This is a genomic window from Mesorhizobium metallidurans STM 2683 (assembly GCF_000350085.1).
In the GTDB taxonomy this organism is placed as follows: domain Bacteria; phylum Pseudomonadota; class Alphaproteobacteria; order Rhizobiales; family Rhizobiaceae; genus Mesorhizobium; species Mesorhizobium metallidurans.
Window position 1 is genome coordinate 25,399 of record NZ_CAUM01000038.1, and the last position, 11,390, is coordinate 36,788.

The 11,390-nt window shown below is 65.6% G+C and carries 13 protein-coding genes and 1 pseudogene; 7 read left to right on the top strand and 7 right to left on the bottom strand.

The genetic code is table 11. From position 1 onward, the window contains the following. Positions 1–21: 21 nt before the first annotated feature. The 4 genes from MESS2_RS07395 to MESS2_RS07410 form a co-directional block, all read right to left on the bottom strand. Positions 22–825, bottom strand: coding sequence for an ABC transporter permease (locus MESS2_RS07395; protein ID WP_008873539.1), 804 nt, complete (start codon positions 823–825; stop codon positions 22–24). Then, positions 822–1,664: an ABC transporter permease gene (locus MESS2_RS07400; protein WP_008873540.1), complete on the bottom strand. Its 843-nt coding sequence runs from the start codon at positions 1,662–1,664 to the stop codon at positions 822–824. Before MESS2_RS07400 ends, MESS2_RS07395 begins: the two co-directional genes overlap by 4 nt. 87 nt (positions 1,665–1,751) lie before the next feature. Beyond that, the gene (locus MESS2_RS07405) at positions 1,752–2,858 is read right to left on the bottom strand and encodes an ABC transporter substrate-binding protein (protein WP_008873541.1); all 1,107 of its coding nucleotides are present in this window, start codon (positions 2,856–2,858) and stop codon (positions 1,752–1,754) included. Positions 2,859–3,019: 161 nt separating this feature from the next. Continuing rightward, entirely contained in the window at positions 3,020–4,099 is a 1,080-nt protein-coding gene (locus tag MESS2_RS07410; RefSeq protein ID WP_008873542.1) for a LacI family DNA-binding transcriptional regulator, read from the bottom strand. Positions 4,100–4,182: 83 nt separating this feature from the next. On the opposite strand from MESS2_RS07410, the gene MESS2_RS30720 reads away from it, so the two are divergent. Next, positions 4,183–4,416: a glutamine amidotransferase gene (locus MESS2_RS30720; protein ID WP_280113306.1), complete on the top strand. Its 234-nt coding sequence runs from the start codon at positions 4,183–4,185 to the stop codon at positions 4,414–4,416. An 18-nt stretch (positions 4,417–4,434) separates the two neighbouring features. On the opposite strand, the pseudogene MESS2_RS33225 reads toward MESS2_RS30720, so the two are convergent. Next, a pseudogene (locus MESS2_RS33225) lies at positions 4,435–4,756 on the bottom strand (ATP-binding cassette domain-containing protein); the annotation flags it as partial. Between the two features lie 183 nt (positions 4,757–4,939). On the opposite strand from MESS2_RS33225, the gene MESS2_RS07420 reads away from it, so the two are divergent. Genes MESS2_RS07420 through MESS2_RS07435 form a run of 4 tightly spaced genes read left to right on the top strand, consistent with a single transcriptional unit; the run spans position 4,940 to position 8,227 of the window. Further along, on the top strand, positions 4,940–5,725 hold the full coding sequence (locus MESS2_RS07420) for an ATP-binding cassette domain-containing protein (RefSeq protein WP_008873544.1): 786 nt from the start codon (positions 4,940–4,942) through the stop codon (positions 5,723–5,725). 38 nt (positions 5,726–5,763) lie between these two features. Beyond that, the gene (gene exbB, locus MESS2_RS07425) at positions 5,764–6,708 is read left to right on the top strand and encodes a tonB-system energizer ExbB (protein ID WP_008873545.1); all 945 of its coding nucleotides are present in this window, start codon (positions 5,764–5,766) and stop codon (positions 6,706–6,708) included. A gap of 11 nt (positions 6,709–6,719) precedes the next feature. Then, a complete protein-coding gene (gene exbD, locus MESS2_RS07430) occupies positions 6,720–7,187 on the top strand; it encodes a TonB system transport protein ExbD (RefSeq protein WP_008873547.1) in 468 nt (155 codons plus the stop codon). Continuing rightward, positions 7,184–8,227 carry an energy transducer TonB gene (locus MESS2_RS07435; protein WP_008873548.1) on the top strand — a complete coding sequence of 348 codons (1,044 nt, stop codon included), beginning with the start codon at positions 7,184–7,186 and terminating at the stop codon, positions 8,225–8,227. The genes exbD and MESS2_RS07435 overlap by 4 nt, the downstream gene beginning before the upstream one ends. 55 nt (positions 8,228–8,282) lie before the next feature. Here MESS2_RS07435 and MESS2_RS07440 read toward each other — a convergent pair whose 3' ends face one another. Both MESS2_RS07440 and MESS2_RS07445 read right to left on the bottom strand, forming a co-directional pair. After that, positions 8,283–9,527 (bottom strand): ATP-binding protein, encoded by a 1,245-nt coding sequence (locus MESS2_RS07440; RefSeq protein WP_008873549.1) that lies wholly within the window; start codon positions 9,525–9,527, stop codon positions 8,283–8,285. Then, positions 9,524–10,252, bottom strand: a complete 729-nt coding sequence (locus tag MESS2_RS07445; protein ID WP_008873550.1) for a response regulator — start codon at positions 10,250–10,252, stop codon at positions 9,524–9,526. Before MESS2_RS07445 ends, MESS2_RS07440 begins: the two co-directional genes overlap by 4 nt. Before the next feature lie 206 nt (positions 10,253–10,458). Here MESS2_RS07445 and MESS2_RS07450 point away from each other — a divergent pair, with 206 nt between their 5' ends. Next, entirely contained in the window at positions 10,459–11,121 is a 663-nt protein-coding gene (locus MESS2_RS07450; protein ID WP_008873551.1) for a hypothetical protein, read from the top strand. Positions 11,122–11,196: 75 nt separating this feature from the next. After that, on the top strand, positions 11,197–11,390 hold a 194-nt coding region (locus MESS2_RS07455), incomplete at its 3' end, for a hypothetical protein (RefSeq protein ID WP_040592441.1).

The window sequence follows — 11,390 nt, forward strand, 5'->3', positions numbered from 1 at the left end:
CCGACGATCGGGGTGTTTGAACTAGAACTTCTGCCGCTGTTGCCGGTGTTCGATCAGCGCCCGTGCGACCAGCGCCAGCACGGTGACGACAAGCAGAACGGTGGCGATCGCCGCCAGCGCCGGATCGACGGCATCCTGGATGCTCGTCCAGATGCGGCGCGGCAGGGTGACGACGGCGCGCCCGGTGATGAACAGCGTCACCGTGATCTCGTCCCAGGAGGCGACGAAAGCGAGCAGCGCGCCGGCGGCAACGCCCGGAACGATGTTCGGCAGTATCACCTTGCCGAAGACCGTCATCGGCCTGGCGCCGAGGCTTCGCGCCGCCTGCACCAGCCGCTGGTCGAGATTGGAGAGCGACGCGCCGATGGCCAGCACCGTCAGCGGCAGGGCCAGCACGACATGCACCAGGACGACGCCGGTATAGCTGTCAAGCAGCGACAGCCGTGCCCACAGCTTGACCATGCCGACGGCGTAGATGATCGGCGGCACGATCATCGGCGACAAAAGGAGGATGCGCATCAGCGACGGCCACCAGCCGCCCGCCGCCCAGGCGCCGACGGCGAAGGCGACGCCGAGCGCCGTGGCGATCGCGGCGCAGGCCAGCGCGATGCCGGCGCTGGTCAGCATGCTCGGCAACCAGCCCTTGCTCCAGTCGGCAAGTGCCGCGAAATGCTGCATCGACACACCGTCCTGCGGCAGCGACAGGTAATCGCGGTCGGTGAGCGCGACCGGGATGACCACCAGGATCGGAACGAAGAGGAAGCCGAGCAGGCACCAGGCCAACAGACGCGGCAGGCCGACTTCGATGATGCGCCGTGGCTTCATTGCTGCGGTCTCGCGACGAAGGCGGCGCGCAGCGCCGGGCTGCGCATGGCGGCAAAGACGATGATGCCGACCACCAGCAGCAGCATCGTCGACAGCGATGTCGCGAGGTCCCAGCGCGAGGTGCTCGAAATCTGCACCGAGATGTATTCGGCGATCATCAGGGTCTTGCCGGCGCCGAGCAAAGCGGGCGTGACCAGGAAGCCGAGCGAGAAGACGAAGACGAACAGGGTTGCCAGCGCGATGCCGGGCAGGCTGAGCGGCAGCCAGACGCGCCAGAAGATCGTTGCCGGACGCGCACCCAGAGAGCGTGCCGCCTGCATGATGCGGCGGTCGATGTCGGACAAATTGGCGTAGAGCAAAAGGATGGCGAACGGCATCATGTAGTGGATCATGCCAATGGTGACGCCGAAGAGATTGTAGACCAGGTCGAGCGGCGTCGAGATGACGCCCATCTCCATCAAGGCGCTGTTGAGGACGCCACGCCGGCGCAGGATGGTGATCCAGGAGAACGCCCTGACCAGCACCGATATCCAGAACGGCACCAGCACCAGGAACAGCGAGATGCGGCGCCATCCGGCCGACATGTGGATGATGGCGAAGGCGACGATATAGCTCGCCAGCACGGTCAGCACCGTCGTCATGACCGACACTTTGAGCGTCGTCATCACCACGCGTCCGACCGCGGCGTTGGCGAACAGGCTCTGGTAGTTGGCCAGCCCGAACTTCGGCTCGGTCAGGCTCAACGCCAGAACCTGCAGGATCGGCGCCGCATAGAGCCCGATCGCCACCAGGCTGGCGGGGACCGTCAGCAGCAGGGCCGTTGTCTTGAAATTTCGCATCGGATCAAATTCGCATCAGATCGATTCACATCAGATTTGGGGGCCGCCGCCTTGCCGGCGGCAGCCCTTTCTTCTGTTGGCGTGCGGTCAGCTCGAAATGAAATCCAGATACTTGTTCTGGAGCTCGGTCTCGTGTTCGGCGTAATAGGCCGGGTTGAGCATGATCTGCGAGGCAGCATTCTCCTTCGTCGTCGGGTTCACCAAGGCGTCCGCCGGGGTCATCAAGGCCAGGGTCTTGGGGTTGGAAGGCCCGTTGCCCATGATCTGCAGCAGCACGAGCTGGCCGGCCGGATCGAGCGTCGAATTGATGAAATCGAACACTTTCTTGCCGGCGGGATTGCCCTTGGGAACCGACCAGGCGCTGGCCGAAAGGATGTTCTGCTCCCAGATCCACTTGAACTTGTCGGGTGTCTCCTTGTTGAGCAGATTGGCGCGGGTGTGCCAGATATTGCCCATCACGACTTCGCCCTCGCGGAACAGCTGCTGCGTCTGCGCCCCGCCTTCCCAGAAGATGATGTCGGCCAGCATCGGCTTCAGCTTCTTGAACGCCCGGTCGACATCGAGCGGATAAAGGTCGGCGGGCGCGACGCCGTCGGCCATGAGGACGAATTCGAGCTGGCCCTGGATCCATTTGCACATGGTGCGCTTGCCCGGGAATTTCGCCGTGTCGAAGAAGTCGGCCCAGCCGGTCGGTGCGGCCCCCTTGGTGGCGTCGGCGTCATAGGCGAGCACGTTCGAATAGACATAGTTCGAGACGCCGAATTCGCCGGCGAAATTCTCCGGCACCTGCGATTTGTCGACGATCGTGTAGTCGATCTTCTCGACCAGATTGCCCTTGCCCAGCGTCAGCGAGTCGATCATGCCACCGTCGGTGGCGTCCCAGATGACCTTGCCGGACTCGACCATGGCGCGGATGGTGCCGACCGCGGGGCCGGCCCCGTCGATCACCACCTTCATGCCGCTCTTCTTGGTGAAGGGGTCGCCATAGGCCTTGGCGAAGGCATCCGCCGCCGCACCGCCCCAGTTGCAGACGACGATTTCGGAGGCGTCGGCCCGGGCAACGCCAGGCTTGAAGGCGGCCGCAAGTCCGAGGCCGCCAAGTGCTATCAGGAACGAGCGGCGATCGATCTCACCGCGGTTGAATTTCTCCAGCGCGATCTCAGCCGCGTCTTTTGCGAAGTGCGAGATTGTCATTGTTCATTCTCCCATTTGTTGATGTTGATGGCAGGCTTTCGCGGAGTTGATCCGTCTCTATTGTCTTTCTGGGCCATGATCTTTTCCGAACCGAAGGTCAGCGAAAGCAAAAACCGGTTCCCACTTTTCGCTAACGCAGACCTTCGGTTCGGGATCATGGCCTAAATTCCCACTCTTGCCGGCGGGATTTTTCCCGCCAAGGCGTTTCCAGCCAGTTTCCAATGCGCCTTGCGCGGTGCGGCCACGGAATGGCGCACGATGAGCTTCCCTGCGACCGGCGCTGCGTCCGGTATCTCGGCGCCGTTGATATGGTCGATCAGCAGGCCGACCGCGCGGCGGCCGAATTCCTCCGCCGACTGGTGCACGGCCGTCAGCGGCGGGTCGAGAAGATCGACATTGCGGATGTCGTCGAAACCGACCAGCGACAGATCGGAAGGCACGGCGATGCCGAGTGTGCGGCAGCCTTGCAAAATCCCCAGCGCCAGCATGTCGGCGGAGGCGAAGATGGCGGTCGGCGGATTGTCCAGAGCGGCAAAGCGCAGGAATGCGTCAAGACCGGACTGCTCATCATAGTCGCCGAAGAAGACGTAATCCGGGTTCACCTTCAGGTCTCGCCGCTTGAGACTGTCCTCGAAGGCGCCGAACCGTTCCTTGCTGCTGAGCAATGCCGGCGGTCCGCCGACAAAGGCGACCGCCCGGTGACCATGATCGAGAAGATGTTCGGTCGCAAGCCGGGCGCCGAGACGATTGTCGGCAAACAGGCGCGGCGCGACGGCGCCGGGAACGTCCTCGTCGACCAGCACGACATTGCTGCAGGCATTGATCTTCTGGACCAGCGCGCCGTCGTCGGGATGGTTGGTCATCAACAGTATGCCGTCGACCTGCGCGTCGTCGATACGCGACAGGAAGCCCAGTTCCTTGGCCGCGATGTTGCGGCTGTTGAACATCACCAGGCTGTAGCCGAGACGGCTCGCTTCCTCTTCAGCCGCGCTCGCGATGGCGGCGAAGAACGGGTAGGAGATGTCGGAGACGATCAGGCCGATGGTTTCGCTGCTGCCTTTGCTCAAACGCCGCGCAATGGCGTTGGGGCGGTATTCCAGCTTCGCCACGGCTGCCCGGATGCGCTCGCTGGTTTCGGCGGGCAGCTTGATGCGGCCGTTCAAGTGACGCGAGACGGTGGTGACCGACACGCCGGCCGCGTGCGCCACATTCCTGATCGTCGATGCCGTAGGCTTCTTCATAGAGGCGGTTTCGCCATGTTCCCTTTGACCAGGATTTCAGCATAGGAAATGCTAGATGTAAACCGCTTTACTAAACCGGTTTCATAAATTACGCTTTTTCTCCAGATCGGCAGGGCCGGTCCACGCCCAAAAGCGGCGCGACGGTGGTCGCGAAGGTCGGCGATGACCCGCTGATCGTCGCCGGCCAATACGGCGAGGGCAGGAGCGTCGCCTTCGCCTCCGATTGCGCGCCGCACTGGGCGCCGGCCGCCTTCGTCGAGTGGCAGGGCTACGCGCCGCTGTGGCGGCAACTAACGGCCTGGGCGTCGGGCAAGTGATCGCGCGTTTTATGGAACCAACCGCTGCTTCTGGCCGCCGGAGAGCTTGACGCTACGCTTGCCGATGAGGTGGCGTGGCCCGCCGGCAGTCCGGCGATCATGCCGTCGAGCCGCGCCGCCTCGGCGATGGCCTCGTCGGATGCGTCGAAGCGGCCATGGGCGATGTTTTCGCGAACCGTGCCGCCAAACAGGAACACGTCCTGCCGGACGGTGCCGATCTCGCCGCAGCGGGGCGAGCGTCATGTCTCTCTGATACCGAAGCCGTCGATGCTGAGCCCGAAACAACCTCGTAGAGGCGCGGCAAGAGCGAGCAGATGATGGTCCTGCCAGCGCCGGACGGGCGCGGATGCGCATTCCCACTTTTTTCGGATTTCGACGCAACGTCGACGTGTCACGTCATTTTGTTGACTCAAATAGTCATCTTCATTGTTGACTAGTAAAGTCATGTTTCATAGTCAACCGGCATCGCTCGCCGAAAGCCGGATTGTGGAAATGCGCGCGAAGCCGGAGAGAGGCCAACACCGTGGCTGGAAATCAGACTGCCTTCCACATAGACGCCGTGCGCTTTGCCGTCGGCGAGCGGACGCTGCTCGGTCCCGTTACGCTCGAACTGCAGCGCTCGCGCGTCTACGGGCTGATCGGGCACAATGGCTCGGGCAAATCGACGCTGATCAAGCTGATGGCGCGCCAGCAGCCGGCAAGTGCCGGCGGCATCACCTTCGCGCGGCGCCCGCTGGTGCAGTGGGGTGCGCGGGAACTCGCCCGGGCGCTCGCCTATCTGCCGCAGACGACGCCGGCGGCGACCGGCTTGACCGTGCGCGAGCTGGCGAGCCTCGGGCGCTATCCCTGGCATGGCGCGCTCGGCCGTTTCGGGCACGAGGACAGGCGGCATGTCGACGAAGCGCTTGTCCTGACCGACATGGCGGATTTCGGCGACCGGCTGGTCGACGAACTGTCGGGCGGCGAGCGCCAGCGCGCGTGGCTGGCCATGCTGGTGGCGCAGAATGCCGGCGTCATGCTGCTCGACGAGCCGATCTCGGCGCTCGACATCGCCCATCAGGTCGAGGTGTTGGGGCTGGTCAGGGAGCTCAGCCGCAAGCGGGACCTCTGCGTCGTCGTGGTGCTGCACGATCCCAACATGGCGGCGCGCTACTGCGACGAGCTGATCGCGCTGAAGGAGGGCCGGCTGCTGACGCGCGGCACGCCCGACGAGATCATGCAGGGCGACGTGCTCAAAGGCATTTTCGGCGTCGAGATGGGCGTGTTCGCGCACCCCGTCACCGGCCAGCCCATCGGCTATGTGCAGTGAGGCCAGTTGTGAGAATTGCGAGAATAAGGAAGAAGCCCTTGTCCAGACATCATTTGCCCAGACATGGTTTGTTCGCGGCATTGATCGCATCCGTCCTCGTGTCGGCCGGCGGCGTCACGGCCCAGGAGCAACCGGCGGCCCCCGCCCCGGCGATCGAGGCTCCCGCTTCGCCTCCTGCCGCCGTCTCGCCCCCTGCCGCGACGCCCGATGCGCCCGCGGCGTCCGAAGCCGGCGTGTCCACGCAAGCGGAGGCGGATCCCTCGGCGATATCGCTGACCCTGCCGCATGATCTGTCGCCATGGGGCATGTTCATGGCGGCCGACATTGTCGTGAAAGGAGTGATGATCGGGCTGGCCTTTGCCTCCCTGGTCACCTGGACGATCTGGCTGGCCAAGTCGCTGGAGATCCTCGGCGGCAAGCTCAGCGCCCGCCGCGCCGCCAGCGCGATCGGCAATGCCGCCACGCTGAACCAGGCCAGGCGCGCGCTTGGCCATACCGGCGGCCCTGGCGCCCTGCTGGTGCGGGCCGCCGAGGAAGAGGCGGCACTTTCGGCCGGCGCGCTCGAGCATGTGTCCGGCGACGGGCTAAAGGAACGGGTTACCTCGCGCCTGTCGCGCATCGAGGCGGCGGCGGCGCGGCGCATGTCGCGCGGTACCGGCGTGCTCGCGACAATCGGCTCGACCGCGCCCTTTGTCGGCCTGTTCGGCACCGTCTGGGGCATCATGAACGCCTTCATCGGCATCTCGCAGGCGCAGACCACCAACCTCGCCGTCGTGGCGCCAGGCATCGCGGAGGCGCTGCTAGCCACGGCGATGGGCCTTGTCGCGGCGATCCCGGCAGTGGTCATCTACAACGTCTTCGCGCGATCCATAGCCGGCTACCGGCAGATGCTCGCCGATGCGTCGGCCGGGGTCGAACGGCTGGTCAGCCGGGATCTGGATTTCCGCACCGTGGCACCGGCGACGGCGCTGGCCGCGGAATAGGGAGCGGCGCCATGGCGGCCAGAATTCGAGAAAACATCGACGGCGATCTCGAGGAAAACCACGAGATCAACGTCACCCCTTTCATCGACGTCATCCTGGTTCTCTTGATCATCTTCATGGTCGCGGCGCCGCTGGCGACGGTCGACGTCAATGTCGACCTGCCGGGTTCGACCGCGACACCCGCGCCGCGACCGGAGACGCCGCTGTTCCTGACACTGAAAGACGACCTCACCCTGGCGATCGGCAATGACAGCGTGCCGCGCGGTTCCTTCGCCGCCACGCTGGACGGCAGGACGAAAGGCGACAAGCAGACGCGCATCTTCCTGCGTGCCGACAAGGCGGTCGGCTATGGCGACCTGATGGAGGCGATGAACCTTCTGCGCGGCGCCGGCTATCTGAAGATCGCACTGGTCGGACTGGAGACCGTGCCTGCGGCCGATGCCGCTACACCGGCACCGCAAGACGGAACGGGTCAATGACATCGCTGGCCACCGCGTCGCCCATGGTTGGCCTGCCGCGTTTCAGCGTGCGCCAGATTGTCTTGTGGGCGGCGGCGGCGGCAGTGGTCCTCACAGCACATGTCGTGATTGCCTATGCGGTGCAGGATTTGCGGCCAGCCGAGATGGATGGCGGGCCGCCACCGGCGCAGCTGATCGAGCTGGCACCGATGGTGATCATGCCGGCGGCACAGGAAGCGCCGGCGCCGGATGTGGTGACGCCCGATACGGCCGAGCCGGTCGAGGAGGAGGTCGAGACAGCCGAGGCCAAGCCGGTGACGGAGCCTGAACCACCCGTCGAGACGGCTGAACCGGTGGCCGAGCCGCCCGTCGAGCAAGCAGAGCCGGCGGCCGGGCCATCGCAAGCGGCTGCGACCGATGCGATCGAGCCCACCCGGTCGCCCACACCTGAACGGGTCGACCAGCCGCCGCTGGAGGAGGTCGTGCCCGATATCGTCGACACCGTCGCGCCGGACGTGGTCATTCCGCTGCCGCAGCCGAAGCCGGTCGAAGCCCCCGTCGAGACCAAAGTGGCGAAACCGGTCGAGCCCAAGGCAAAGACGCCGGTCAAGGCCAGGAAGCAGGCCGAAGCCAAGACCAGGGAGCCCGTCGAAAAGGCCAAGCAGCCTTCGAAAAAGGAGAAGACGGCGTCGCCCCGGACGAAGACGGCCAGCGTCGCCGCGAAATCAGCGCCCCGGGCGGCGGCCCCGAAATCGGCCAAGGTTGCGGCCTCGGCTTCCCGCGGGGATTCATCGAAGTGGAATTCGCAGCTGACATCGTGGCTCAATCGGCACAAGCGTTATCCGAGAGCCGCCAAAGCCCGCCGCGCGGAAGGAACCGTGAGGGTCTCCTTCACGGTCGCCACCTCCGGCCGAGTGACGTCCGTTCGCATCATAGGCTCCTCCGGCGACTCCGATCTCGACCGCAGTGTCCTCGACATGCTGCAGGGCGCCACAGTACCGGCGCCGCCCGAAGGCGCTAACTCGCGTGTCAATGTGCCCTTGAGGTTCAGCCTACAGTAGTCAGGCAATACGGCGATGCCGTGCGCTGAGAATGGCGCTAACGTCAAACGCTGCGTCAGGAGACAGCGTCGAAAACCACCTTCTGGGAAAGGCCGCCGCCTGGGCGGTTCTCCAGGGTGATGGCGCCGCCGTGGCGTTCGATGATTTCCTTGGCGATGGCGAGGCCGAGGCCGGCGCCCGGAATGGACTGCCGGCGGCCGGGATCGACGCGAAAGAAGGGCTCGAACGCCTTGCCGAGCAACTCCGGCGGAATACCGGGTCCGCGATCGGCGATGGTGAGGGTGGCGCGGTTGTCGGCCGCCGACAGGGAGATGCCGCAGCCCTTGCCGTGCGTGGCGGCATTGACGATCAGGTTGCGCAGCGCGCGGCGCAGGCCGAGCGCGCCTGCCCTGACCGAGACCTTGTCGAGATGGCCGATCGACACGGCACGGCCGAGCGAAACCATCTCGGCCTCGATGTCGCGGACCAGCCGGTCCAACTCGACCGGCTCGACGGCATCCTGGTCGACTTCCTCGCGCACCAGCCGGATGGCGCTGTCGGCGATACGGTCGAGCTCGTCGAGGTCGTGAAGCCATTTCTCGCGGTCGTCGTCGAGGAATTCGGCGCGCAGCCGCATCCGCGTCATCGGCGTCCTGAGATCGTGGCCGGCGGCGGCGACCAGCCGCATGCGGCTTTCCATCGCGGTCTTCAGCCGGGACGAGAGCTGGTTCAGCGCATGGGCCGTCGCCTTGACCTCGGCAGATCCCACTTCCGGCACCGTCGCCAGTACGCCATCCGACCCGATCTTGGAGACGGCGGCCTCCAGCATTTCAAGCGGCCGGATCAGCACAGAAGTGAAATAGACCGAGACGGCCGTGGCGCCGGCCACGATCAGCGAGATCCAGCCGGCAAGTACCAGCCATTCGCGCCTTGGTGGCTTGACGTGCGGAACCTCCATGATCGCCCAGCGATTGTCGGGCAGGCGCACCGATGCAAGCTGGCCGGGTTCTTCCGCCTTCTCGCTGACGACAGCCGAAACGTCGAGGCCCCGGCGGCGAAGGATGTCGTTGAGCATCGCCGTTTCCGCGCGGTCCACCGTGCCACCGGCCGGATGGTCGCTCAGCTCCACCGGGAAGACGTCCGGAATCTGGCCAGGGCGGAGCCGCATCACGATTTCCACCTGCTGGGCGACCCAGGGCATGGTCAATTCCGGCGGTGGCCCACCGCCGCGCACGCTGATGACGGCGGCCGTCGCCAGGCCGACCACGCCGACGATCGAAGCGACCAGCAACAGGATGAGACGCCGGCGCAGCGAATTCACGCGTGGTTCTCCACCGTATCGACGCGCGCGGTCAGCTGGTAGCCGCCATTGCGCACGGTCTTGAACAGTGGCCCGTCGCCGGTGTCGGCGAATTTGCGCCGCAGCCGGCTCATCAATACGTCGACCGAGCGTTCGAGCGGATCGCGCTCGCGGCCTTGCGTCAGATCGAGGAGCTGGTCGCGCGACAACAGCCGGCCCGGACGGTCGAGGAACACCTGCAGCAGGTCGAACTCGGCGCCGGTGAGATCGACGGCCACGCCTTGCGCATCCGTCACCTTGCGGGTGTCCGGCTCCAGCCTGTAGCTGGCGAAGCGGTAGATGCGCGGGCGCGGCGCCGCCGGCGCCTCCTCGGGCACTGAGCGCCTGAGCACGGCGCGGATGCGGGCAGTGAGCTCGCGCGGATTGAACGGCTTGCCGAGATAGTCGTCGGCGCCGAGCTCCAGGCCGATGATGCGGTCGACATCCTCCTTCAGCGCCGTCAGCAGGATGACCGGGATATGCGGTTTGCGGTCACGCAGGCTGCGGCAGATATCGAGCCCCGAACCATCGGGCAGCATGACGTCGAGCACGATCAGGTCGAACTGGCCGGTGGCGAGCCTGTGCTCGCATTCGCGCCGGTCCGCCGCCACCGAGACGCGAAATCCCTGGCCGTCGAGATAGCGCTGGAGAAGCGTCCTGATCTCGCGATCGTCGTCGACGACGAGGATATGGGGTTGTGACTGCATTGCCGTGCCTTTGCTTGCCCTTGATATAGCGAGAGCCACGCCCGGCGGCATGGAAAATTGCAACAGATTGTTTCCAGCCCGGGCGCGGAAACATTCGGAAACAAATTGCCTTTTTGCGGAAACCTTCGGCAACACGCCGAAGCGAAGCGGAAAAAGACACTTCCTATCCTCCTGCAGTCCGAAGCATGAGAGAAAGGAACACCATCGTGCAAAGCAGACTTCTTGCGCTCGGCCTGTTTTCCCTCGCTGCCATCCATCCCGTGCTGGCGGCGCAGCCCGACCCCGCCGGAGTACCCGGCAACGAACCGCCGGCGATGGCCCGGCAGGACGATGCGGACCATGGCCCGATGTCCTGGCCCGGCCCGCACGGGCCGATGCGGCCTGGACCGGACGGTTTTGGTCCCGGCCGCATGGGACCGCCGCCGGAGATGCTCGCGGCCCGGCTTTCCGCGCTCGAGACCCGCATCGGCGTCAGGACCGAGCAGCTCGACGCCTGGCGCGACTACACCAGCGCGCTGCAGGCGGTGCTGGCGCGGCCTGAGCATGGCCCGGATGGTCCCGGCAAGCGCGGCCCCGACGCGGGAGGCCCCGGAGATCAGGGTCCGCGCGCTTTCGCTTTCCAGGAAAGACTGGCCGACGATCTCACCGAACGCGCCGCCTCGGCCGCAAAGCTGAAGGATGCGATCGCCGCACTTCGCGTCAAGCTGACGCCCGAACAGCTGAAAATCCTTGCTTCGGCGGACAGGCCTCATGGACCACCCCGCGGCCCATGGGGCAATCCGCCGGATGATGCAGCCGGCCCCGGAGGCCTGCCCGATTCTGGCAGGCCGCTCCCGCCACCCCTACCCCGGACGGGCGAGCAACTCTGACCGGGCTGCACCGGCCGGTCCCTTGGCCTACCCCGCTATCGGGCCGGCCGGCTCTTCTTGTGAAAGAGGACTCCCATGTGGGAATTGATCGTGATGCTGCGGCTGCTGACGGCAGTCGCACCAGAGCAGCATCGGCGTGGTTCGTCGACAGCGCTGCGTTCGCTGCAGGCTTTCACCGGCGCGACCAGGCTCGTCTTCGGCACCTGGCGGCTTTCGCTCGGCGCTTCCCTTATCGAGAAATCAGTTGACGGCGAAAAGAGCCATGGCCA

Bases quoted from the DNA above. Each gene is read 5' to 3' on its own strand.
- MESS2_RS07395 (WP_008873539.1), bottom strand. From the start codon at position 825: ATGAAGCCACGGCGCATCATCGAAGTCGGCCTGCCGCGTCTGTTGGCC.
- MESS2_RS07400 (WP_008873540.1), bottom strand. From the start codon at position 1,664: ATGCGAAATTTCAAGACAACGGCCCTGCTGCTGACGGTCCCCGCCAGC.
- MESS2_RS07405 (WP_008873541.1), bottom strand. From the start codon at position 2,858: ATGACAATCTCGCACTTCGCAAAAGACGCGGCTGAGATCGCGCTGGAG.
- MESS2_RS07410 (WP_008873542.1), bottom strand. From the start codon at position 4,099: ATGAAGAAGCCTACGGCATCGACGATCAGGAATGTGGCGCACGCGGCC.
- exbD (WP_008873547.1), top strand. From the start codon at position 6,720: ATGGCGGCCAGAATTCGAGAAAACATCGACGGCGATCTCGAGGAAAAC.
- MESS2_RS07435 (WP_008873548.1), top strand. From the start codon at position 7,184: ATGACATCGCTGGCCACCGCGTCGCCCATGGTTGGCCTGCCGCGTTTC.
- MESS2_RS07445 (WP_008873550.1), bottom strand. From the start codon at position 10,252: ATGCAGTCACAACCCCATATCCTCGTCGTCGACGACGATCGCGAGATC.